The following is a 24,970-nucleotide window of genomic DNA, read 5'->3' on the forward strand; positions in this document are numbered from 1 at the left end:
AAAGATAACTATTAAAAGCAACTCTAATAATAAACAGTTAGCCTGAAAGGAAGTATTTTGATTAACGAACTTCTTCACGCGCACAGAGCTTTCAATAAAATCCTGCGGATGCTCGCCCTGGGGCAAGAGAAAGAGGAAATGCTCGAACAGCTGATTGATGTTACCGAGAACATCTATACGGATCGGTTGACATCAATTATGCTGCTCAATCCAAAAACGGACACCCTTCACTGTGCCTGTGCGCCCAGTTTACCTGAGTGTTATAACAAAGCGATTGAAGGCATTCACATCGGGCCAACCGTTGGCTCATGCGGGGCTGCTGCATACCATAGGCAGAAAGTAATCACCGAAAATATCGATACGCACAGTAACTGGGCTCATTTCAAAGCCATAGCCTCCAGAGCCAATCTTTCCTCCTGCTGGTCTGTTCCGATCTTATCCTCTAAGAACAAACTATTAGGTACTTTCGCCACTTACAGCCGCAAACCATCAAGCCCCTCGCCTTTCGAGCTAGAAATTTTAGAAATGGCGGCATCGGTTTGCGCTGTTACACTCGAAAAATACGAAATCGAAGAAGAGCTAATGCAGTCTGCAACCTATGATTTTCTCACCAATGCCTATAATCGGCGGGCATTTTGTCAGAAGTTGCAACAAGAGGTCGATGACTACAACAAACACGATGACTATGTTGCGTTGTTTTATATCGACATCAACAACTTCAAGACAATCAACGATCAGTATGGTCATGCTTTTGGTGATTTGGTCCTGGTCGAAACAGCGAAACGACTAAATAAGCTGAGCTGTGACACTGGCGTTGTCGGGAGACTGGGTGGTGATGAATTCGCTTTGCTATCAACATTTAAAGACAAGAACGCATTTAGACGTCAGCACAACCAACTCCTCAATGATATCGGGGGTGGCCTTACAATTGATAATGTGAACTGTTCGGCTTCGATTGGCTATACCCTGATTCAGCGGTGTGACATAGATGAATACGACATTCACTCACTGCTTTGTCTTGCTGATTCTGATATGTATGAAGCGAAGCAAAGACATAAACGTAAGCTTATGGCCAGTTGCTGAACCTAAGCCGACTATTCTTGCTTTTCAAAAAACAATGTCAGTGTCCCTACACTAACTCCCCATTTAGTCATTGTGGCGATGTTAAATACCCGCTTATGATCTTGCCTGTACATCCAGTCATCAATACTAATATCGTAAGTCGTATCATCAACCGGAATACGGAGTACATATTGCCAATTAAGCGCATTACCGACTGACTTGCCTGTTGCCAGTCCAATGACGTCGCCAGCCCGTCCTGAATAATGCCCATCACTTGTACGTGTAATCACCCAGGTTCGCTGTTGTTTTTCGCCGTCATCGAAAATAAAGTCTTCATCGAGCGTTAACGTTTTGCCCTGTACACGTCCCTGAATCACCACTTCAAAACGCCTGGTCTGCTTTCCGTCTCTGTCCTGTAACATTCCCCAGGCCATGACAGTACCGTCAAAAAACTCAAACAGGTTAAAATCCGGTTCTGTTCCCTGATATTCATCAGTCGATAGAGAGCATCCGGGAAGCAATAATACAACGGCCGCCATGACCAGCCGTTTCAACGTAAATACCATGTAGCCTCTCCAAATCTTCATCCCTTTTCCAAGCTTGCTTTCTCAGGCTGTTTTTCGAGTATGCCTTATATTTGAAGCTAATGAACTTAGGCTTGCCCAATCAGTTGACGACGAATATCCGGGTAGGAAGTCCTTGGCGATAGCCAGATATGAAGAAACGACATTGACATTTCTTGGTCTGTCAGCACTCCAATTTGACGGTTACCCTGATAGAAAACACCTCCAGCCTGCTCAATGACAAAAATCAACCTGTCCCCCTTTTGTACATCCGGCCAGATTTCAGCCAAACGTGATAACCATGCCTGACGTTTGTGTGCAGAGATCCCCAAGTGCTTCCATTGCTTATCGGTGGCTTCCAGCAGATCTTCTTTATCAACGTTACGCTGATACTTGATCACTAAGGCAAGATCTTCAGTATCGTTGCGATAAATTCCCGTTGGCGTTCTCAGTTCGGAATCATAAATCACCCACGGTCCCCATTTTAACCGTGCATCTCCGACAGTTGGCCAGCTTTGCCACGGTGTCTTGGCTGTTGCCGTTATTACGGCCAGCAGGAAAGTCAATGCTATTACTACCTTCATACACCCTCCGACTGTTGCCTGTTACATCTATTGAGAAGCGCTAATACCAATACCGAAAAACATAACCAGCACACCAAAATACAGATAAGAGTAATTTCGATGCCTAACGGCCACATTACGGCCCCGAACCGGTAACCGGCAAAATAGCTCATGGTCCCGCCTATACCGCCCAGCACCACTATGATGTATGGCGAGTTAGCCACTATGGTCTGGCGCATTACCCAAATGAAGGAGCCAAAACCAAGCCAAAGCAACACTAACCAAATTGGAAACGCATTAGCTGCAAACGTGTAGAGGCCCATCCAGCTAAGCATCAAGTCCATCAGCACACCCGTTGCGCCCAACATCAGTCCAAACCGCCACGTCCCCTGGTAACGCCACCAGCAAGCGAACAACAAAATAGCCAGAAGCCAAACAAACTGCCCCTGACCTATCACCGCCAGAAACCAATAAACATTAAAGATCAAACCAATAATCAGTAATTGACGAGCTGGCATACAACCTCCAGTTTGAAACGGCTATTCACGCCATCCCGAACGACTGGCAACGAGCTGAACGGTACTGATACTGCGCTCTAAAAAGCCCCCTTCGCAGTAGCAAAGATAAAACCGCCACATTCGGATGAATCTATTATCAAACCCTTGCTCTGTAAGCTTCTCGATACTGTCGTTAAAGTTATGATGCCAGTCTGCCAATGTCTTCGCATAGTCCATACCGATATCTTTAATATCGCGAATAATGAAATCACTATGTTCTGTCATTTGATTGGCGACTGTGGTCACTGACGGTAAGAAGCCCCCCGGAAAAATGTACTTCTGGATAAAGTCGACACCCTTGCTATAGCTACCGTAGCGTTGGTCATTCATCGTAATCGCCTGAATAGCAAACAAACCTTCGGGCTTCAGCAGCGACTGGCACTTTTTGATGTAAGTGGTCAGATACTCCTTACCGACAGCTTCTATCATTTCCACCGAGACAATCTTGTCATACTGACCACTCAGTTCCCGGTAATCACTGAGCAACAAGGTTATTTGATCTGACAGCCCCTCCTGCTCAATTCGCTCTTTGGCCCATAGGTGCTGCGCATCGGAAATAGTCGTTGTTGTCACCTTACAGCCGTAGTACTTGGCCGCATGTATCGCTAACGCCCCCCATCCTGTACCAATTTCCAGCAGGTGGTCAGATTCAGTCAGGTTCAACTTTCGACAAAGCCTGTCCATCTTGTTGATCTGCGCCTGAAACAACTCCTGATGCTTGTCATCATAAATAGCCGCCGAATAAAGCATGTTCGGGTCTAAGAAGGTACGGTAGAAATCATTACCGAGATCATAATGTGCCAAAATATTTTGTTTGGCGGCTTCCTTGCTGTTACGTCGGGTTCGGTGTACCCACTTATCTCTCAGCACACTCAACCAACTCATTTTTGCCTCAATCCGCTCCATAACTGGCAGGTTTTTGGCAATTACTCTCACAATTTGAGTCACATCGGGGGAATCCCACCAACCATCAATATAAGACTCACCAGCTGCAATACTGCCGCCAGACAGTAACCGCTTATAGAACGCAGGGTTTTGTACAATCAGCTGAGCCTGACAACTGGCCTGACGCTGCCCAAAAAAATACGTATCTCCACTCTGTTCGACGACGGTAAGCCCTGCACTCTCTAGCTGCTCAAGTGCCTTAAAAATCACTTTGCGGGCAATATTCTCTGTCCCCGTCATCACCAACTCAGAACGACTTACATCACTTTTAAACATAATGAGCCCCTTATTTACTGTTCCATTCTTGATTTGACGGAATCTGCTTACTTGGCGAATGGTTGTAGAAAGGCGCACCTTTCAACCACAGCCGCAATGCCTGCCAATAAATACCAATCACTATTTTTATGGCTTGAACCGGTGTGGCGGTAATAAGCTGCCAGAGCACTTTTGTTGTAAAAGGCCGGCGCTTCATTACCATGGTGGCATCCATGATTTTTTGCTCCCCATCACTTGAGCGAATATCCAAATGCACAACTAGGTGCTTTTCTGGAGCCTTGAGCCGCCAATGGTACTCCTGGCTCATCGGATTAAATGGCGAGACATGAAAAGCTTTAGGATTGTGATAGCGTGAGCCAGCTGGCACTGCATAATAGTGCCTTTCGTTCCAGGGAGTGTTGCTTACCTCGGCCAATACCCAGCGCCAATTACCCTGTTCATCGTGAAGGTAATACATATTCAGCGGACTGAAATACACGCCGGCATAACGAAGCTGACAGAGCATCATGACTCGACCCTGGACTCGCTCTCCAGTCAGGTTCTCGACCTTGGCAAGCACAGCCTGCTTTAATGATTGAGGATCAATAACTCTAACCTGTTCTTGTGCACTTGGATCATTCATAAAATCCAGTGGACGAAAACGGGCGAAGTTCGATACGCTCTTGCCAAACCCTTTCACAGTTCTTTGTAATTCTTCAAGCTCGTCGAGATCTATCAAAGGCATAAACATCGGGTAGCTAAAACTATGCTCTACCGGTGTGAACCGTCGATGCCTGACAGTGCCAACATACAGTCCGCTATTCATACCTTTCTCCCTCAACCTGATAGGCTGCGGTGAGCTTTTGACTCCCCAGTGAACCGTCAACGGTTAAATTTGATATACCATCGACAACATCTAGCGCGCTATGTACTCCGTCTTCATGAAAGCCGTTATACCAATAGGCTCCGCAGTACCATGTGTTGTTAACACCGTTAATATCGCTTCTTGCATGCTGCGCCATCATGCTCGACGTGGAAAACACAGGATGAGCGTAGGTAAACCGTCGGAGTATTTTTTCCGGCGCTATCCGCTCTGTCTGGTTTAGAGTGACGCAAAACGTCTCGGGAGATGAAATATTCTGTAAAATATTCATGTTGTAGGTCAGACTGGCTAACTTATTGTCTCTAAGTTGCCCATTTTCGGCGCTGGGACCAAGGTGATAATTCCAGGCAGCCCATGCAGTCCGAGATTGAGGGAGCATATTGATGTCGGTATGGAGCACAACTTCGTTATCCTGATACTCCATGGCACCCAGTACCCGCTGCTCTTCAGCCGTGGCATCCCCTAACATCGATAACGCCTGATCACTATGACTGGCAAATATCACCTGATCGTAAACTTCACGACTAAGTTCGGTTTCAACGATGACTTTCCCTTGCTGACGAATTACTTTTCTAACTGGCTGGCTCAACAATATTTTATCCCTGAAAGGGACAATGAGTTTCTTGATATATTCTCGCGACCCTCCAGGGATAACATACCACTGCGGGCGATTTGTCACTTCAAGAAGTCCGTGATTTCGGAAGAACCGAATAAAGAACGATAACGGAAACGCACGCATGTCTGATAAGGTCGATGACCAGATAGCCGCGCCCATGGGCAAGATATAATTCTCGGCAAAATACTGACTGAATTTGTGGAGCTGTAAAAACTCTCCCAAAGTACGGCTTTGCTCGTCAGCCAAATCTACCGACATTGCCAACTTGTTAAACCGGAGAATTTCATAGATAAAGTATAAAAACCTCGGGTTAACCATATTACGCTTCTGAGCAAACATGGATGCTAAGCTATGACCGTTATATTCCAGCCCGTTGCTATCGTTGTGGATACTGAAGCTCATTTCTGTCGGATCGCCGCTAATACCAATTTCCGACAACAAACGTTCAAATCTCGGATAAGTACGATTATTAAAAACAATAAAACCAGTATCAATCGCGTAGTCTCCGCTGGCCACTGAAACATCGACCGTTGCAGTATGGCCCCCAATATAATCATTGGCTTCATAGACGGTAATATCGTACTGACGATGCAGATGACACGCACATGTTAACCCTGATATTCCAGTACCGATAATGGCTATTTTCATCATTGTTTTCCTGTCATTCGTTTAACCACAGCCAACTGAACCCGAGTCGGCAATAGCGCAAGCATTTTAAGAAACAAGCTAAATTTAAGTGGAAAATGGACCTCTGTTTTTCCGGCGGCAATACCTTTTCGAATCGCAGCCGACGCATATTGCGTTGTCACCAGCATCGGCATAGCGAAGTCATTTTTATCGGTTAACGGTGTTTTGACAAAACCGGGGCTGACCAATGTAACCTTGACGCCTTTATTCGCAAGATCAATTGCAAGCGTATTTGCGATATAGGCAACAGCCGCTTTCGATGCGCCATATGCCTCGGCCCGAGGCAACGGAATATAAGATGCCGTTGATCCAACAATCACCAGTTGGGTTTCGGCATCAAAGCAATGCTGCAAAGCTTGAATGCAGTTAAGCAGTCCGTAGACATTGACATCAAATACACGCCTGAATAGTTCGACGTCAATTTGTCCGTGTTCGATATATTCACACGTACCAGCATTTAAAATGATCAGTTTCGGAACCTGCGGCAATGACGTCATAGCTAGGGTGACTTCATCCATATCGGTAACATTAAACTGAACAGGTTGAATATTTGCACTGTGCCGACAGAGTGAATCTAACCGCTGTTGCGATTGGCCGCAGGCATATACCTGCCAACCTTCTCCCGCGTAATCTAATGCAAGCTGTTCGCCAATACCCGAACTTGCCCCTGTTATTAATACTTGTTCCATCATCACATACTCACTTTTATCCGACGGATAACAGAGCCTAAAATCGGCACGCCTTCGTAGAGCATTTCCCCCATGTCGAAATAGTCCCGGTGATATATAACGCGGTTGTCTTTATATTCAAGCCTTGAGCACCCTCTGACTGAGCGGGGCTTTCCTCCGGCGATACGCGGATGGCTGAATGTCATTGTCCATTCAATGTAGGCTTTGTTTTGTGATGATAAGGTGTCATGTACTTCGAATTGGCATTCGTTGACGGTCCGAAAGAGCCGGGTGAAATAGTCATGTAAATTTGGCCAACCAACCATCTTGTGGGCAGGGTCTTCGAAAATCACATCAGAATGATAGAGTTCTTCAAGCTCAGTTAAATTATGCTTGGTAAGTTGGTTATATGTTTCGACAAATTTAGCTGTCAAAAACCCTGACTGTTCAGCCATAGTTCACTCCTCAACATAATATATTTAATACCCAGCCCGGTTCGGTTTATTGGGCTTCACCAATTAGAGCTTTGGCCGATTTAAATACTTCAATCGCTCTGAGCCTTGCACTTTTATGATCAATAATCGGCTTCGGATAATTCAGGCTCTCCGCCTTGTCCCATAAAAACGGCTGATGAATATATTTATCTGGCACGTCTCGTAATTCATGTATCCAAGTACGGATAAAGCTACCATCTGGATCAAACCTCTCCCCCTGAACGGTCGGATTAAACACCCTGAAATAGGGTTGGGCATCGGTGCCAGTCGAGGCTGCCCATTGCCAGCCGCCATTGTTTGAAGCCAAATCACCATCAATCAGCTGAGACATGAACCATTGTTCGCCAGCTTGCCAGTGAATGAGCAGATCTTTGGTCAAAAAGCTGGCTGTAATCATCCTTAGCCGATTGTGCATCCAGCCTGTCTGCCTGAGCTGTCTCATCGCAGCATCGACAATCGGATAGCCCGTCCTGCCTTGCTGCCAGGCATTCAGCATAGAGTCGGACTTCTGCCACACCACGTTGCGGGTCCAACCGAGAAAAGGTTGGTCCCGGCTTAATTTCGGCCAGGCCACAATTAAGTGACGATAGAACTCTCGCCAGATAATTTCATTTAACCAACAAAATGCGCCACTTTTCGAATCATCTAAACATTGCGGAAACTCAGCCAGCAATGCTGCCATACATTGACGAGCAGACAGTGCTCCTATACTCAAATACGGTGACAAGCAACTGGTTCCATCTATGGCGGGAATATCTCTTTGCTGATGATAAAGCGCTGCTTTTTCTTCACAAAACATATGAAGCCGCTGCTTGATAGCTTCTTCATCGACCGGCCAGTGAACACTGTCTGCAACCGGGTAAGTAAACGACATCATCGGCTCTGGTTGCACATCCAACATAAAACCATTTGCTTGCTGCTTTTCAGGTTTAGGATGGACAGAAGGCACTTCAAAACGATAAACCTCTAGCCACTCACGCCTGAAGGGAGTGAATACCTTAAAAGGCTGACCATTTCTTGTCAGTACCTTCCCTGGCGTAATAATGCAGTCATCATCAAACGCGCTGAACCTGATATTGTGTATATCTAACAGCCCTGCGGTGAGTTCATCACGCTGACGCTCATTCCACTCATATTGCTGATTACAAAAAACATGACTGATATTATGGGACACCGCTAAATCCGCAATTGCCTGCGCCTCTCTATCAAAGTCGTCGACCTCAACAACAACTAACGGAATACTGAGTTCAGCAAGTTGTTCCCTGAGTACATCAAGGCGGCGCCGAATAAAATCAACTTTCATCGGGGCAACATTATGCTCATGCCACTGCATTGGCGTTGAAATAAAGGCTGCAAGTACATTGTTACTACAACGGGTTGCGGCCGCGAGAGCTGTATTATCGACCACCCTAAGATCTGAGCGAAACCATATTAAACTTGCACCTTCGGGAGTATCTGACGTCTCTTTCTTTTCTAATGATTGATTAACCATACTACAAACTCCCATTGATTATTTCGGGCCATTACGGCTGAGCTAACATATCCTGGTGTATCGTCCTGATACTGCCAACGAGTTCAAAATGACACTGCGAATTCACAACCAGCTTTTTTAATTGTTCCAGGTTACTTACTGATATGCGCCTTTCACCAATCACGACCACTTTACTGACTTTCAATGCTTCTAATGCCGCTCCAAGGGAAGTTAACTTACCGTCTAACGAGCCAAGAACAGTGACGTTGTAACCCTCATCTGTTAACTGCCATGCCTGCAACCACATGTGATAATCACCCGGCGTATCGAAGCTCAATAAGTAACACAGGTTTGACGATCGCTTTTTGGCTTGGGCTATCAACGCAACACAGCGCTGCATAATGGCTGACTGCCACAGTGATAATTGAATACTTACGAACGGATTCTCAGCTTTTTTTATCTCGCTTTCCACAGGGCTCACAATATGCGTAACAAAAACTTCAAGTGGATACTCTTTCATTATCTGTATTAATAGCTTATCTAGCTTGGCACCATTACAGTCAATCAGTGCCGATAATAATAAGTCGACAGATTTTTTATTTTCCGGCTGCTCACTTTCCTTTTCGGCATCTTGTACGCCTTCAATAAGAGGACGCACTTTACCTATTGCTACCCCCTTATCCAACCAAGATAGAATAATGCGTATCTTCTCAACATCTTGTTCAGAATATAAACGGTGACCTTTTTCGGTTCTTTTCGGGTTTAACAAGCCATAACGTCTTTGCCACGCCCTCAGGGTTACCGAATTCACCCCCGTTATATCGGAGACTTCTTTTATTGCGTAATACTGATGTTCACAATCCATAACGTAATTTCAACTCCTCGGGATATGGATTCAAAAATGTTTGTAGCTGTAAATACGGATCCGGATATTGCTTAAGATAATGGTTAATAAGTGCTAAAGGTACCAGTATTGGTTGGTTACCCTCACGATAACTCATTATCAGTTCGGCTAACTCTTGTTTTTGCTCTTTGGTTAATGAGCGTTTGAAATAACCCTGAAGATGCATTAATACATTGGTGTTATTCTTTTTGCTCGCCCTATTTTTTATGGCGTCCATAAACTGCTGTCGATATTCGACATAGAATTCCGTTAAATCCCATTCTTTTATTGAAGCCACCAACCGGCCAATATCTTTGTAGGCTATCGGGCTATGTGCCATCAAAACGAGCTTATAGCGTGAGTGAAACTTAACAAAAGCATCGTAGCTAAAGTTATCACCGATAGAATTATAAAAATCATTGAGCGAAAAAACTCGAAATACAAAGTTTTCTCTCAGCACCGGATCTTGAAGGCGCCCATCTTCCTCCACGGGTAACCAGGGCATCTTCTCCATTAACTCTCGGGTGTATACCCCAACACTTCCACCGGGTACCGTATTTCCGTTAGGTATGTGTAATTTGACCCTTTCCATGCCGCAGGTTGGTGACTTGGCACACACGACATAACCTCGCAAACCACCAAAATGGGGGATTTGCTGCCGTGCAAACTCTTGCATCTGAGAGGTAAAGTCGATGTCGTTGTCTTTACTGTCCACCAAACGCTCATCACCTGCTGGCAGTTGCAACAACCGAATAGCGCGTCTCGGAATTGTCATCCCAATACCAACCTCAGGACAAACAGGCTTAAAATCAAAATACTTTGAAAGCTCATCGGCCGCAAAGCGGTTTTGCTTATGTCCGCCATCAAAGCGAACTTTTTGTCCGAGAACACATGCACTTATACCAACGGAAATAGTCATAGCTCCAACCTTGTACAAACCAACAAACTTGTACAACTAAAGTTAGCCTATGTTCTCAGGTTGTACAATAATTTTTTTTGTACATATATAGGTTCGTGATTAGCCATATGATTAACAAAGAAAAAAGCGGCCTAAGGCCGCTTTGCTGTTAATGACAAATTCTAGAAACTTATTGAAGTGACAAGCTGAAAAGCGAACCTTTATTGCTCCCAGCGCTTTTCACGCCAGGCTTGCTGCTGCTCGCCATTCAAGAACGTCCACGCTACAACACGGGTCATTTTCTGACCTTGTGCCATGTCAATGGTACGTACATCGGCAGCACCTGCTTTCTTCAGGCTACGATAGATTTCCGGCAGGTTTTCTTTCTTCGACACTAACGTTGTAAACCAAAAACATTGGGCCTGATGGTCAACACTTTGCTTAATCATGCGCTTGATAAAAGCGGCCTCTCCACCCGGGCACCAAAGCTCAGCCTTTTGCCCACCAAAATTGAGAACAGGCTTCTTCCCTTTTCCGGATTTTTGAAAGCTATCCGTCCCCTTCTTTTGAGCGTTGGCAGCAAGATTACGTACTTTGCGCTCACTGCCAGCGGTCGCTTCTGCCAATGAAGCGTGAAAAGGCGGGTTGCACATCGTAAAATCAAAAACATCGTCTGCATTGATCATCCCGGTAAAGATATGATCTGGATTTTTCTGCAAGCGGCACTTGATCCCACCAGACAACGTTGGATTAGACTCTACAATAAACTTCGCTGATTTAATTGAAAGCGGATCAATATCAGCCCCAACGAAACGCCAGCCATAAACCCGGTGCCCAACAATCGGATACGCACAATTCGCTCCGACTCCAACATCAAGGCCAGTTATACGTTTCCCTTTGGGGATCACGCCCTTGTTCGAGTCAGCCAACAAATCTGCAATATAGTGAAGATAGTCTGCTCGGCCGGGAATTGGCGGACACAAGTAACCCGGTGGAATATCCCAATGCTGAACCTGATAAAAATGACTTAACAATGCTTTATTCAGCATTTTGACTGCCTGAGGATCAGTAAAATCAACAGACAAGTCACCAAACTTGTTCTTTGCTACAAAGGGACTTAACGAAGGACAGCTCGCTATCAGGGCGTCAAAATCATAACGCTGACGGTGGGGATTGCGAGGATGTAACCCTTTTTTGGTTACCTGGGTTTTCTTCTTTTGCGTCATTTAATTATCACTTTGCTTAATTAGCAGCTAAACAATACTGTTAACTGCAATTGATACACTGCATTTTACAGCATAAACCTTGTTGCAATAAGTCCACGGACAAACCATATAAAAAATATTTTCCAAGACACACGCAAAACTAAACGCATACCCCGCGACAAAATGGTCAATAAATGGTCAATTCACGCAAAGTTCGCTAAATATGAGACAAATTTGTAGAAAAAACATGTCTCAAATTTTACAGTGGAATTAACTGGCATAGCTGTGCAGTGCTATTTAGGCATTACAAGCAAAAGGAGTTGCATTATGCGTATATGGATCTTTGTGCTGTTCGTTTTGCCTTCTTTGGTGTCTGCACAGACACCTTCGTCAATCGCTTTTTATTACAACTCAATTGATTCCGTCAGGGAATTAATGAATTACGATCGTGTCGTTGTAACCGCGGACCTAATTACCCCAAAACAAATAGAGACATTACATAAAGCAAAAACGAAAGTTTTTGCCTATCTGAGTGTTGGGGAATTTGACGGTCAAATCCTACCCGACAACTTACGTACTTCCTCTCCTGCAAGAAATGAAAACTGGCAAAGTTATGCCATGGATTTAACCGATCCCCAATGGCAACTATATCTGACCCAAAAAGCTGAAGCTTATCTCGCCAAAGGTTTTGATGGCTTATTTCTTGATACTCTGGACAGCTATTACCTCTTTGCAAAAACCGAGAAAAAACAGAAAGAGCAACAACAGGCGCTTGTTAAGATCATTGCCGAACTTGATCACCTATCGGGTAAACCACAACTCATTCTAAACCGGGGCTTTGAAGTCATCGAACAGCTAGAGCATCCAATCTCTGCCGTCCTAGCTGAGTCGCTCTACAACAGCTACCACCCTGTCGATAATAGCTATAAGAAAGTCAAACCCTCTGATTCAGAATGGCTTACCGGCAAACTGAATCAAGTTAAAGCACGTGGCATCGAGGCGATTGTTATTGACTATATCCCGGCGAAAGACCGTGAAGCACAAATTGCAGCCGCGAAACGCCTGCTTGACGAAGGCTATACGCCGTATATCAGTGACGGAATGCTCTATGAGTTCGGCGTGAGCACAATCGAACCGGTTGCCAAGCGCATTCTCGGCTTTTACGACAGCCAGTTCACTGACTTTTCATCATCTGAGTGTCACCGGATGATCTCAATGCCTATTGAGTACATGGGTTACGTACCTGAATGCAGGGACGTCCGGTCAACCAACATCGACAATATCGACCTCAGTCGCTACGCTGCCATTTTGCTGTGGCTGGAAGAAAGTTCCTATCAAAGCAATGCCAAACTTCAGCAATGGCTTTTCCATACTATTGACGAACGCCCGGTCCTTTTTATCAAATCACTGCCTACGGATGAAACATTACGAGCCAAGCTCGGCATTACCGAATCTGGCACACTACAAGGTAAAATCGATATCAGTCGCGGCAGAGACTGGGGGGCTAATCGCTACCCTCCCACTTTCAGCGAGTTTGAACCTCATCCGCGTTGGGTTACCAAAAGTACAAGCATCGCTCGGCTCATTGAAGCAACAGATGAAAACGGCCATTCTTCAGGTCTCCTGTTCAAGGCTCCTTGGGGAGGCGCGGTTTTGGCCCCATTACCAGTGCTTAACCTGGCAAACAACACTGAGACTTGGTCAATTGATCCTTTCCGCTTAATCGACGAGACACTGGACCTTCCGGTTATTCCCGCGGCCGACGCCACGACGGAATCAGGCAGACGGATCCTTACCAGCCATGTCGACGGTGACGGTTTCCCATCCAAAGCCTGGTTCCCTGGAAAGCCCTATACCGCAGAAGTACTGCTAAAACATGTCTTTAAAAAATACGCTCTACCGCAAACTGTTTCTGTTATTGAAGGCGAGGTTGGTAAACGCGGCTTATACCCTGACGAAAGTGAAGCCATGGAAGCGGTAGCCCGTGACATATTTACATTGCCAAATGTAGAGATTGCATCACATACTTTTAGCCACCCTTTTTTCTGGGACCAGACCAGGACATTTAAGAAAAAGCAGTATGGTGATCACCTGCCTATTCCCGGCTACACCCTGGACTACCACAATGAAATCATCGGTAGTGTTAACTACATCAACAAAAACCTCGCCCCCAAAGACAAAAAAACTAAGCTGATACTGTGGTCTGGAAAAGCCGATCCCAAAGAAGACATTCTAACCATTGCTGAAAAAGCCAACCTGCTCAATGTTAACGGCGGCAACACCTATGTTGTAAAAGGAAATAACAACTATACCCAAGTCTCACCCACTATTGCCTGGTATCCCTCAGCGGTTCAAGTCTATGCGCCGGTTCTAAACGAAAATATATATACTAATCTCTGGACTGAACATCATGATGGTTACGGACGTGCAGTAGAAACATTCGAGTTACTTGGTAATCCACGCCGATTGAAAACTATCGCTATTTACTATCACATGTACTCAGGCGCTTACCCCGCATCGTTGAAGGGGCTTCTTGATGTCTATGACTGGGCAGTGAAGCAAAAGGCCACTCCCCTCTACCTGAGCGAATATGCCAAGCGTGCTCGTACTCTGTATGAAACAGGAATTGCGAAAACCCTCAATGGCAACTGGCAAGTCACCAGTTCAGGCATTACCAGCATCCGCCTGCCGGACTCTATGGGCTTTCCGGTTATCTCAGAAAGCAATATCGCAGGCTGGGAGCAAGGACCGGATGGTAAGTTCTTGACTCTATCAGCACCACGCAGTGTTATCGCTTTGGCTAACATTCAAAACCAAGACACCTATCTAAAAAATGCCAACGGCCAACTTATACAATGGAAAAAAGACGGGGCAAATACGTACTGGAGAATTAAGAGTCATACTCCGCTTGAGTTTGAAATCGCCAATGGGTCAGGGTGCAAACTCATCAGTGACTCGACACTAAAAGCAACTGTCATCGCAAATGGCAGGATCAGATATCGCGCATCTAAGGCTGGTACTTTCTCTGGCTCACTACGCTGCAGTAGTCAAATTGTAACAACGAACAAAAACGACTAACGGTTAACTACGTATGTCAGCATTTTTAAAACGTCCCCACTCAGGTAAAAGAAAAAAGCCGAGGATACGCCTGGTTAACAAGCGAACCTTGGCTGTTCTTACGATTACCTCATTATGGGCACTATGGTTAGTCTCGCCTAGCCAGAATATGCTGATCAAACTCGTTGCGCGTTCTTCCTCACCCGATGTATCACTGGCCTTTTTACGTGAAATCAATAGTCAGGAACCAGACAACCGAGAAGTCATCAAACTGATGATCGAGACCTATACCCAGCTCGATCGCCGCAAAGAAGCATTAGCGTTGTCACAAACCATCCTTACCTATGACGACGCCACCAGAGACTGGGATGCCTTTGCTGTCTACCTTCAACTGTTGCTGGATGTTTTCCATCAGAATGAAACTAATAGCGAAATAAAAAGCAGAATTAAGCGCGTAATAAGTAACACGGATTATGTTCCCGAGGCTGAGTTGGCGCGTCAATTTGCCGATGCTGCAATTGAACTCTCGATGCCGGAAAAAGGTTTGGCTCTCTTGCTGCCACATCTACAAAGCGGCGAAACCAACCACCAGGAGCTGATCACTCTCGCGCTACAGAATTCAGACTATGATAACTCGCTGAAGCTCCAACTGGATGCATTCAGGGAGTTCGAAAGTCTCGACCAGGCAAAATCATTACTGGCACTGTTAGCCTCATCTAATGAACCGGTATTAAGCAAGCAATTTATTAACAACTATAACGGCAAACTCAGCCAACAGCCTGACTTCTTGCACCTGTCAATTGATCACTCCAGGCTCATGGGCAATTTCGATACCGCGCTGATGCAATCGAGAAAATTACTGGCCATCGAGCCCAGTAACCAGCTAATGGCGAGCACGGTAGAACTCGCTATCACTAACGGAGACCTGGCGTTAGCAACGTCTCTTCAACAGCAGTTGGTAAGCAGTACAAACGCCTCTGTGCATATTGCCAAGCTACATGATCTTTATCGCTGGCAAGGCAATGTACCTAAAGCCTTTGCGCTAAGCAAAGAGCTACTCGACCGTTCGCCATCAGAAGCGCAACTCAGAGCTGGTGTTGAAGAATCCCGTGCTCTCGGGGACATTTATCATGAAGGTGTTTTCTATAACCGACTTGCGGAAAATAACCAAATCACCAGCAAGGAGTATTCAAGCTGGCTGAATGCGCTTGAAAAGGCTGAAGGCACCAATGCGGCTCTAAAAAGCATAAAACGGCTTTCTGCAATGCGCCCCAGGGATCCGGCTTTAGTCGTCCACACCGCGCGACTGTACGACTATCAGAGTGACTATGCCCGGGTGATTAAACAATGGCAGAAACTGCAGCGCTTGCGTAAACCAACGACGGCTGAAGCTCTGCGTTTTTCTAACGCCTACATCATGACCTATCAGCCCAAATTGGCATTGGCAGTCTTAACAGCCCCTGCCGACTGGCTGAACGCTGATGAGGACTACCTTGAAGCCGTCGCCTCGCTAGCCTGGGAAACCAGCGATCGCAAACTTGCGCAACTTTCTCAAGATAGACTGTTAGTGCTGTCGAGCAACAACATAGACGTGTACCGTTACCTCAATACCAATTTACCCGTTCTGAACAAAAAAATAGACGAACTGGTGACCCTATACACGAATACGAACAATGAACAGCCGCTACTCGCTGCCATAAAGGCAGCGAAAGAAGCCAATAATCAAGAGCAATTTATCCGTTTGCTGGAACTGGCTTCGAACGACCCTTCACTTGCCAATAATACGAATATTCAACTGTATCAGGCTCAACTGGCACTTGATGAAAACAACATAGAGAAAGCAAACACTCTGTACAGTGACATTCTCAAACGGGAACCGAACAATGTCAGTGCCATTGGCGGTTTGCTATGGCTCGCCATTAACACTCAAGACAATGAGACTATGGATAGCCTTTATCGTCGTTATAAATCTGCCCTCAAAGGTGAAAAAGAGCTATGGCTCGCTTTTGCCACCACGGCACAACTTCTCGGCCACCCCGAAGAGGCAGAGTTATGGTATCAACACCTGCTGTTGAACACAGAAAAACCCGATGTCTCCGTTATTATTAACTATGCAGCTTTGCTTGAATTACAAGGGCGCTATGATACGGCTTACAAGCTTCGTCGTTATGTCGCGGCCGAGCTCAGTGATTCATTGCTCAAACTTAAAGATGGCGATATTACCTATCGCTCGTTAGTTGCACTATTTATGGGCGAACAGTTTGCTTATGCCCAGGTCGCCGAAGCGGCTCTGGAACAACCCAACAACCGTAAGACTCAAGAGCTCTTTCAGTTTTTCCTTACACAAAACCGAGCCGACAACCTTCTGTTCTGGCATAAAAGAACTGCGCTCAAACACTATCAGCTACCTGACTGGCAACAGTTATCTCTCGCTATACAGACTAAAGACAGATATGAAATGGAAAGGCTGCTCACGGAATCAGTTAACCTGCCCGAAGCAGATAAAAACACGGCTCTTCAGCTCACAGGCCAGTATCAGGAAGCCTGGCAACATGGGCAGGAAAACCTTGGCCGTATAATAGACAAGCCAGCAGAAAAGCAACTAAAACGGGTGCATGTCAATCAACACCCGGATAAAACACACAGTTTTCGATCACAGGTTACTCAGAATAGCCAATGGGATATCACCAAGTTCAGTCTGGATTACTATACGCCGCACTATAACGGCAACTGGCAGTTGGGAAGCGACTACCAAATCGCAGATGCCCCAGTTCAGTTTCAAGGCAATGACATCGACAATGAGACCAGACTCCGAGGCCAGTATCGGCACAAACGGCTAGATGCTGCATGGAAGTTTAATCTTGATATTGCAGACGGTCTTGGTGACAAGCGACTCGGCGTATCCGCCACTTATCAGACACCGCTGGACGCGTACTGGACAGCCTCTTTCAAGCTGGGGCTTAATAATGCAATTGAAGCGAGCCAGCTACTCACACTTTCTGGTCAGAGTACTATTGCAGGCATAAACCTAAACTACCAGCCGACAGCACGTGAGTCTGTTGCTTTCCAGTTCAACCTGCATGATATCTCGACCCGATTTGATGATGAAATCGGTCAGGGCTGGGACCTTAACTTCCGCATTTCTGAACAGTTTTTCTTTGCCGATCCTGCATGGCAAGTCTATGGCGATTTCAGTATGCAGCGCGTTAACCTGAGCGATGATCCGCTTGATGGTGTCAATAACTGGCGCGAAGGGAGGTCGACGTTAACCAGTGCAGATTTTATTGAGGACGATTATCAACGTGTCGCTATAGGCCAGCGCGTCTGGCATGGAAACCCGGGCCAGCCCGGAGCCATGGTTCCCTCTCCGAGATACTGGTTTGACAGCTCATTAGGTTACAACGTCACCACCAGCCGGGTTGATATGACGGTCAGCTCCGGCTTCGGTTGGCGCGTCGTTGGTAACGACGAGCTTTTCTTGTCCGTCGACTGGCAAAACCAGGACAGAAATGGCGATGAGTCGATGAAGCTCTCGCTGGGATACTTTTACAGTTTTTAAAGGATTACAATGATGAAAAATAAACTGTTACTTGCAACCACCCTTGCCTTAAGTGCCTGCACGAGCTACCAGGTACCGGAAAGCCCGACATTTGCAGCTGGGAGTCGCTGGGCAGTGATGCCTATGCTCAATAACTCCAATACCCCGCTGGCGGCAGAAAAAGCCGAGCAAATTCTCAACGCCCAACTGTATGCAAAAGGTATTAATGCCGTGATGTACCCGACGAGCGAAACCAGTGACCTAGCAAGTATTTTAGATAACTCAGCGAGAAGAAAAAATGCCCAGGCATGGCTGGCCTCCCAAAACGTCGATTACGTAATCACCGGATCGATTGAAGAGTGGCACTATAAGAGCGGCCTTGATGGAGAGCCAGCCGTAGGTATTACCCTGGAAGTGCAATCAGCCAAAAGCAAAAACACCTACTGGCGTGCAACAGGTACGCGTGGTGGATGGGGAAGAGAAAGTGTCAGCGGCACCGGCCATATCGTTATCGAAACGCTTCTTGATGGCCTTAACATCGAACAAAAATAACAAGCAGTAAGTGAAATAAGGTTGCCAATGAACAACATTTGGAATCGCTTTATTATCGGATTCAAACAGGATGGCTTCGCCTGGCTTGAAGCTATCGTGGTTTCAGTACTTTCGATATACATATGGACCCAGTCAGACTCCCTTGCTCCGTCATCTACCGAGCATAATTTCTTCTGGCCGCTTTTTGGTCCGCTGCTCATTGCATTGCGATACGGGTTTGCCAAGGGCTTGATTAGCGCCTTGCTTACGACAGCTGGGTTGGCAAGCATCATGAATGCTACAGGCCTATTGGAGTATTACCCCCTATCGCTGGCTGTTGGTTTAATTCTGGTCGCAATGATTGCAGGCGAATTCCATGACTATTGGCACAGCATTAACCAAAAGCACATATTAGATCATACCTATATGGCACAAAAGCTGGATAGTTTTACCCAAAACTACCACTTGCTGAAAGTCTCTCATGATCAATTGGAACAACGTACAGCCGGGCAAACTGTTAGCCTTAGAGCAAGTATCAGTGCGCTACATAAAATTGCATCGAAACATAGCTCGCACCGGCTAGAGCATCTTGGCCACCCGTTCATTAACCTTATGGCTGAAATTGGCGGACTGGAAGTTGCCGGCATATACCGGGTTACAGATGGGAAGGTCGATCCGCAGGCACATGCTACGCTTGGGGATCATCACAGACTGGTGCTGAGCGATCCTATGCTACAAGACATGCTGGAAACTCAGAAGCTTCTTTCACCAGCTAAGCTAGATGAAAATCAAGTCCACAAATCGCGTTACCAACTATGTATCCCGCTACTTGATACCCATAAGACACTACAAGGCTTTGTCATTGCCGAGCATGCCAAATTCTTTATGCTGACGCCAGCCAATGTCGCTCTTTTATCTCTGGTGTCAAACCATGCGGCCGATTTGCTCAGTGACGCGATTGTTACCCCCATCCTGCAGGCTCATCAGAGTACATTGTTCCTTAGTTACCTTGACAGAGCCGAGTACAACAAACGTCATTACGGAGCTGATAGCACCCTTGTTGTATGTATTGATACTATCGGGGTTCACAAGAAGAGCCTAGATTCTATCGTCAATTACCGCCGTGGGGCGGATGTTTACTGGTCCTGTCAGACCAAACACGGCCAGCATGCACTGGTTGTCCTGCTGCCCCTCACGTCAGTTTATGATGCGCAGCAATACATAAAGCGCCTCAAGGAGCTTGTGTCTCTTACAATTGGCAATCACATCGACGATATCGATATTCTTGGACCGTTATCTTTAGAGCAAGATCAAAAACAAATAAAAACTCTTATGAATGAATTTGGAGCTTATGATGAAAGCCTGGCTGTGTATTCAGACGATCTCATTTGAAGTCCTAAGCTTCTACCTCGTCTTCAATCATGAATTGACGTCTGCCGAGTGGACAACATTTGTCGCTTCGCATGCTATCGCCTGTGCCAGCTTTGCTGCGCTCAGTTGGCTACTGCTGCCGCAAAAGTTTAAGTTTCCTTTGATTAGCTCACTGAGCTTTTTGTTTCTATTTAATTTTTTACTTCCGCTCGTCGGCATGATTGGTACCGCCTGCTCGTTATTAATAGCTCTATACCTGCCAAGAAAACAAAGCCAGATTACCTGGCAGGAATGTGAGGAACACCCCCTGCCACAAAGCCCGGGAGAAGTATTAGGCAACCAGTATGGCGCCGGAGCACTGCGCGAAATACTGATCCATAGTGATGACCCTGATCGCCGGTCACTTGCTGTCAATGCCGTATGTCACCTTCCGCGCCAACAATCTGTGCCACTCTTGCAGCTAGCACTCAAAGATCTGTCCGATGATGTTCGCCTACTAGCCTACGCAGCTTTGGAAGGTATCGAAAGTCAGATTAACGAGTTGATATCTCTGTTCAAGAAGCAATATGAGAATACCGCCCAGCCAGCCAAAGCATTCGAGATTGCTCAGCAATATTGGGAACTCTGTTATCTCGGGATTGCCGAGGGAGTACTAAAAAGACACTACCTCGAGCAGGCCGAGCATTACCTTAAGATTTCCATCGAAAAGGAACAACGTGCGTCAAACAACCTGTTGCTAGGGCGTGTACTGCTTGAACAGCAACGTCCCGATCAGGCAATTATCTACTTAACAGCTGCGCTACACGGTGGTTTGCGCGTCAAACAGGTGGCTCCATATTTAGCTGAAGCCGCCTATATAACCGGTGATTATCAAAAGGTTAAGCAATATATTGACTACTTCCCTGATCAAAAAGGTGAGCGCCTCAGCCAAATCAAGGAGTACTGGTCATGACCAAAGATGTCGACATCTGTCTGCTGCTTGAGGGGACCTACCCTTATGTGCGAGGAGGAGTATCAAGCTGGGTACATCAAATCATAAGCGGCTTGCCCGAATACACTTTTCACCTGATCTTTTTGGGCGGACATCCTGACTTTTATGGCGAACCGGCCTATGAATTTCCGGATAATGTCGTCGGGTTTGAAGTCCACTATTTGTTATCTTCACCAGGAGAATCGAAACCATCTCCACGCTCTGGGAAAAGTAAACTATTCCAAGCCTGGGGACGCTTTTTGTCTTTTTTTGAGAGTGAAAAAACACCTATTCCCGGAGACTTGCTTGGACAAATTTCAGAGTTTCTAGGACAGAAAAATAAACTCAGCCTGACTGATTTCTTATATAGCCGTGCATCTTGGGATGTACTGACAGAGCGTTATCTTGAGTCCGCCGAAAACCAGTCCTTCGTTGACTATTTCTGGACCTATAGAGGCATTTACCAACCGCTTTTTGTTCTATCGCAAATATCCCAGAACCTCCCGAATGCTAAGGCCTTTCATAGCGTGTCTACAGGGTATGCAGGCTTCCTTGGCGCACTTTGCCGGCAAGAAACAGGACGCCCGTTTCTAATTTCAGAGCACGGCATATACACCAAAGAGCGAAAAATTGATTTATCGCAGGCCAACTGGATTAAAGACAGACACAGCCTGATTGATATCAGTATGCACAAAGACATGGATTTAACCCGAAAAACCTGGATTCGTTTTTTCGAACAACTAGGTCTGACAGCCTACCATCATGCCGATGAAATCGTGGCCCTTTTCGAGGGCAACAGGCAGCGTCAGCATAGAGACGGCGCTCCAGAGCATAAAACCCAGGTAATTGTTAATGGCATTAACACCAGGCATTTTCATGCAGCCTACGAAAAGCGACCACCCAAACCACCTCTTGTTGTTGGCTTGGTTGGCAGAGTTGTCCCAATTAAAGATATAAAAACATTTATACGTACCATTCGTGGCGCCGTAGAGGAATTACCGGATCTTGAAGGCTGGATCATCGGCCCGACTGAAGAAGATCCAGGCTATGTACACGAGTGTGAGTTGCTGATTGAAAGTCTCGGCCTCACCAATAATGTCAAAATGCTCGGCAGCCAGAATGTGGCGGAAATCATGCCTAGACTTGGCGTAATGATGCTAACTTCTATCAGTGAGGCCCAGCCGCTTGTCCTGCTGGAAGCGATGGCGGCGGGTATCCCCTGTATTTCAACCGAAGTCGGCGCTTGTCGGGAAATTATTGACGGTGCAGCTGGTGAAGATGCAGCTCTTGGCTCTTGCGGTGTCATTATACCGATAGCCAGCCCAATTGAGGGGGCAGAAGCGATTATCAACGTATTGAGTGACACAGATAATTGGATCAAGACAGGCGATGTCGGCAAGGCACGCGTCACCCGTTACTACGATGAGAAACGGATGTACGATTCGTATCGTCATTTATATGAGGAGGCCATCAGTGGCAGGGATTGGCTTTGAATTAAGGAAGATACTTAAAAAGAATTCGTTACTGTCTATGCTCGAGGCCTATGGGTTAGCTGGCTTGATCAGTTCGGGGCCGTGGGTGATTTCTATTCTGGCCCTGCTGGCTATCGGCATACTCAGTATCGGGATTGTCTTTCCAACCAATGTGATAGTGCAATTTCTGGTCATTGTTACCTATTTAATGGCCGGTTCACTGATCATTAGCGGCCTGTTCCAGCTATTGTTAACGCGATTTATTTCTGACCTTCTTTTTGCCGAGGAGGAACATCGGATTATCCCTAACCTGCTCGGATCAATGCTAGTCACGAGCTTAATCGCCGCTGCAGTGGGCAGTGGTGTCATGGCGTTATCTACCCAGTTAGAGCCCGCAGTCAAAATCACCATATTTACTTGCCTCGTGCTCCTTTGTAATCAGTGGCTAATCATCATATTTCTCAGTGGAATGAAAGAGTACTACCGTATCTTTTTCACCATAATGCTCAGCTACGGGCTGATGATTGTATTAAGCGTCACATTACCACCTTTTGGATTGCTTGGACTGATGGTGATTTTCTGCGGTTGCCAAGCAGTACTAACGTTTGCGTTTCTTTATCACGTTATTCGCGACTTCCCTGCCAAGCAGCTAATTTCCTTTGAGTTTCTTAACCCTAAAAAGGTCTTTTACTCGCTATTGTTCTGCGGTTTTTTATACAACCTTGGGGTATGGCTGGATAAATTTGTTTTTTGGTTCAGAGACGAAACTTCTCATCAGGTCATAGACCTATTCCGAGCGTCCTACATCTACGATCTGCCGATATTTGTCGCCTACTTGGCCATTATTCCCGGTATGGCCGTATTTATGCTTCGTATGGAAACAGATTTTGCGGATGCCTGCCTTAAGTTCTACGATGCCGTTCGTGAAGGTGCAACGTTGGATTCTATCTTCCTGCTCAAAGATAAAATGATCCTAGCCTGCCAGCAAAGTATCTACGAAATATTCAAAGTTCAGGGGATGACGCTCGCCTTACTGTTGCTGTGGGCTGAAGATATACTCGTGTCGCTAAACATTGACTTAGCTTACTTACATCTACTTTATGTTGACCTCGTTGGTGTTAGCCTTCAGGTACTTGTGATGTCAATCCTGAACGTGATGTTCTACCTCGATAAACGCTACTCGGCATTGGCACTCACGGCATTAATGGCAGTCGGTAACTTTGTTTTGGCCCATCTCAGCATCGACTTGGGGCCTGTGTATTATGGCTATGGCTTCGCGATTACCATGCTGGTTACTACGATTATTGGGCTCATCATGCTCGACAGACAATTTGATGATCTTGAGTATCATACCTTCATGCTTCAGCGTCCCTGATACTGATCTTTCTCCTTCAAAAATGAAGAAAATTAACCTTCAGACAATTTAGGCTCCCAGCTTTGGGAGCCTAAAGTTTAGATGCTAACTGGTTAATCGACTTAGTCCTTAGGGATAATCAATCTTATGTTCCGTCTCAGAGGAGACCGAAGAGGCTTTCATGAATCCGCCTAACTTATCGACCAAATCTATTGGCATAGGGAACAAGATTGTAGTAGTGCGATCGTTGGAGATTTCAGTTAGCGTCTGCATATAACGAAGCTGGACAGCATTGGGGGCTTCGTTTAACACCATAGCGGCATCTTTCAACTTCTTTGAGGCTTCAAGCTCACCAACAGCGTGAATAACCTTGGCTCGACGAGCACGCTCCGCTTCTGCTTGCCTTGCCAGAGCGCGAACCATACTTTCATCTAAATCAACATGCTTAATTTCGACATTCGCAATCTTAATTCCCCAGTTATCTGTGTGCTGGTCAAGGATCAATTGCAGATCTTTATTCAGCTCTTCCCGGGCCGACAGTAATTCGTCAAGCTCATGCTGTCCGAGTACCGAGCGCAAAGTTGTCTGCGATAACTGACTGGTCGCTTCGAGATAATTTTCGACATTATTGATTGCCATCTTTGGGTCAACGACACGAAAATAGACAACCGCATTTACCCGAACCGACACATTATCCCTGGTGATCAGATCCTGTGTGGGTACATCCAGTACAATAGTCCGCAAATCAACCCGCACCATTTGCTGAATTATCGGTACAATGATGATCAGGCCAGGCCCCTTTACTTCATAAAACCGCCCCAAAAAGAAAACGACGGCACGTTCATACTCACGTAAAATCTTAAACATGCTGACGATTAAGACCACCACCAGCACGATTATCGTCGCTAACGAATAAGTAACCATATG

The 24,970-nt window shown here is 46.0% G+C and carries 21 protein-coding genes; 8 read left to right on the top strand and 13 right to left on the bottom strand.

The window, feature by feature from the left end:
- The first annotated feature begins 57 nt into the window (after positions 1-57).
- On the top strand, positions 58-1,083 hold the full coding sequence (locus BIT28_RS24360) for a sensor domain-containing diguanylate cyclase (RefSeq protein WP_083652121.1): 1,026 nt from the start codon (positions 58-60) through the stop codon (positions 1,081-1,083).
- An 11-nt stretch (positions 1,084-1,094) separates the two neighbouring features.
- Here the strand turns inward: BIT28_RS24360 and BIT28_RS24365 are convergent, their stop codons facing one another.
- The 12 genes from BIT28_RS24365 to rlmF form a co-directional block, all read right to left on the bottom strand.
- Positions 1,095-1,649: a DUF3833 domain-containing protein gene (locus BIT28_RS24365; RefSeq protein WP_245823861.1), complete on the bottom strand. Its 555-nt coding sequence runs from the start codon at positions 1,647-1,649 to the stop codon at positions 1,095-1,097.
- A gap of 65 nt (positions 1,650-1,714) precedes the next feature.
- Positions 1,715-2,209: a chalcone isomerase family protein gene (locus BIT28_RS24370; RefSeq protein ID WP_075767537.1), complete on the bottom strand. Its 495-nt coding sequence runs from the start codon at positions 2,207-2,209 to the stop codon at positions 1,715-1,717.
- Positions 2,206-2,706, bottom strand: a complete 501-nt coding sequence (locus tag BIT28_RS24375; RefSeq protein ID WP_075767538.1) for a DUF2878 domain-containing protein — start codon at positions 2,704-2,706, stop codon at positions 2,206-2,208. Before BIT28_RS24375 ends, BIT28_RS24370 begins: the two co-directional genes overlap by 4 nt.
- Positions 2,707-2,727: 21 nt before the next feature.
- Positions 2,728-3,966 carry an SAM-dependent methyltransferase gene (locus tag BIT28_RS24380; protein ID WP_075767539.1) on the bottom strand — a complete coding sequence of 413 codons (1,239 nt, stop codon included), beginning with the start codon at positions 3,964-3,966 and terminating at the stop codon, positions 2,728-2,730.
- Positions 3,967-3,976: 10 nt separating this feature from the next.
- On the bottom strand, positions 3,977-4,771 hold the full coding sequence (locus tag BIT28_RS24385; protein ID WP_075767540.1) for a DUF1365 domain-containing protein: 795 nt from the start codon (positions 4,769-4,771) through the stop codon (positions 3,977-3,979).
- A complete protein-coding gene (locus tag BIT28_RS24390; protein WP_083652123.1) occupies positions 4,764-6,092 on the bottom strand; it encodes an NAD(P)/FAD-dependent oxidoreductase in 1,329 nt (442 codons plus the stop codon). The genes BIT28_RS24385 and BIT28_RS24390 overlap by 8 nt, the downstream gene beginning before the upstream one ends.
- Positions 6,092-6,820 carry an SDR family NAD(P)-dependent oxidoreductase gene (locus BIT28_RS24395; protein WP_075767641.1) on the bottom strand — a complete coding sequence of 243 codons (729 nt, stop codon included), beginning with the start codon at positions 6,818-6,820 and terminating at the stop codon, positions 6,092-6,094. Before BIT28_RS24395 ends, BIT28_RS24390 begins: the two co-directional genes overlap by 1 nt.
- 2 nt (positions 6,821-6,822) lie before the next feature.
- Complete coding sequence (locus BIT28_RS24400; RefSeq protein WP_075767541.1) at positions 6,823-7,254, bottom strand: nuclear transport factor 2 family protein; 432 nt, start codon at positions 7,252-7,254, stop codon at positions 6,823-6,825.
- Between the two features lie 46 nt (positions 7,255-7,300).
- Positions 7,301-8,785 carry a deoxyribodipyrimidine photo-lyase gene (gene phrB / locus BIT28_RS24405; protein WP_075767542.1) on the bottom strand — a complete coding sequence of 495 codons (1,485 nt, stop codon included), beginning with the start codon at positions 8,783-8,785 and terminating at the stop codon, positions 7,301-7,303.
- Between the two features lie 31 nt (positions 8,786-8,816).
- Positions 8,817-9,629 (bottom strand): MerR family transcriptional regulator, encoded by an 813-nt coding sequence (locus tag BIT28_RS24410; RefSeq protein WP_075767543.1) that lies wholly within the window; start codon positions 9,627-9,629, stop codon positions 8,817-8,819.
- Positions 9,619-10,566 carry a YbgA family protein gene (locus tag BIT28_RS24415; RefSeq protein ID WP_075767544.1) on the bottom strand — a complete coding sequence of 316 codons (948 nt, stop codon included), beginning with the start codon at positions 10,564-10,566 and terminating at the stop codon, positions 9,619-9,621. The genes BIT28_RS24410 and BIT28_RS24415 overlap by 11 nt, the downstream gene beginning before the upstream one ends.
- Positions 10,567-10,766: 200 nt before the next feature.
- Positions 10,767-11,771, bottom strand: coding sequence for a 23S rRNA (adenine(1618)-N(6))-methyltransferase RlmF (rlmF, locus tag BIT28_RS24420; RefSeq protein WP_075767545.1), 1,005 nt, complete (start codon positions 11,769-11,771; stop codon positions 10,767-10,769).
- Between the two features lie 306 nt (positions 11,772-12,077).
- On the opposite strand from rlmF, the gene BIT28_RS24425 reads away from it, so the two are divergent.
- The 7 genes from BIT28_RS24425 to pelG are packed head-to-tail and all read left to right on the top strand — an operon-like array spanning position 12,078 to position 24,064.
- On the top strand, positions 12,078-14,828 hold the full coding sequence (locus BIT28_RS24425; protein WP_075767546.1) for an endo alpha-1,4 polygalactosaminidase: 2,751 nt from the start codon (positions 12,078-12,080) through the stop codon (positions 14,826-14,828).
- Between the two features lie 13 nt (positions 14,829-14,841).
- Entirely contained in the window at positions 14,842-18,366 is a 3,525-nt protein-coding gene (locus BIT28_RS24430; protein WP_083652124.1) for a tetratricopeptide repeat protein, read from the top strand.
- Between the two features lie 9 nt (positions 18,367-18,375).
- A complete protein-coding gene (locus BIT28_RS24435; protein ID WP_075767548.1) occupies positions 18,376-18,897 on the top strand; it encodes a hypothetical protein in 522 nt (173 codons plus the stop codon).
- Between the two features lie 27 nt (positions 18,898-18,924).
- A complete protein-coding gene (locus tag BIT28_RS24440; RefSeq protein ID WP_075767549.1) occupies positions 18,925-20,268 on the top strand; it encodes a PelD GGDEF domain-containing protein in 1,344 nt (447 codons plus the stop codon).
- Positions 20,228-21,199, top strand: coding sequence for a HEAT repeat domain-containing protein (locus BIT28_RS24445; RefSeq protein ID WP_139310517.1), 972 nt, complete (start codon positions 20,228-20,230; stop codon positions 21,197-21,199). Before BIT28_RS24440 ends, BIT28_RS24445 begins: the two co-directional genes overlap by 41 nt.
- On the top strand, positions 21,196-22,710 hold the full coding sequence (gene pelF / locus BIT28_RS24450) for a GT4 family glycosyltransferase PelF (protein ID WP_075767551.1): 1,515 nt from the start codon (positions 21,196-21,198) through the stop codon (positions 22,708-22,710). The genes BIT28_RS24445 and pelF overlap by 4 nt, the downstream gene beginning before the upstream one ends.
- Entirely contained in the window at positions 22,691-24,064 is a 1,374-nt protein-coding gene (gene pelG / locus BIT28_RS24455; protein WP_075767552.1) for an exopolysaccharide Pel transporter PelG, read from the top strand. The genes pelF and pelG overlap by 20 nt, the downstream gene beginning before the upstream one ends.
- 108 nt (positions 24,065-24,172) lie before the next feature.
- Here the strand turns inward: pelG and BIT28_RS24460 are convergent, their stop codons facing one another.
- Positions 24,173-24,967 carry a slipin family protein gene (locus tag BIT28_RS24460; protein ID WP_075767553.1) on the bottom strand — a complete coding sequence of 265 codons (795 nt, stop codon included), beginning with the start codon at positions 24,965-24,967 and terminating at the stop codon, positions 24,173-24,175.
- Between the last annotated feature and the right edge of the window lie 3 nt (positions 24,968-24,970).

Source organism: Photobacterium proteolyticum, from assembly GCF_001939735.1.
Taxonomy (GTDB): Bacteria; Pseudomonadota; Gammaproteobacteria; order Enterobacterales; family Vibrionaceae; genus Photobacterium; species Photobacterium proteolyticum.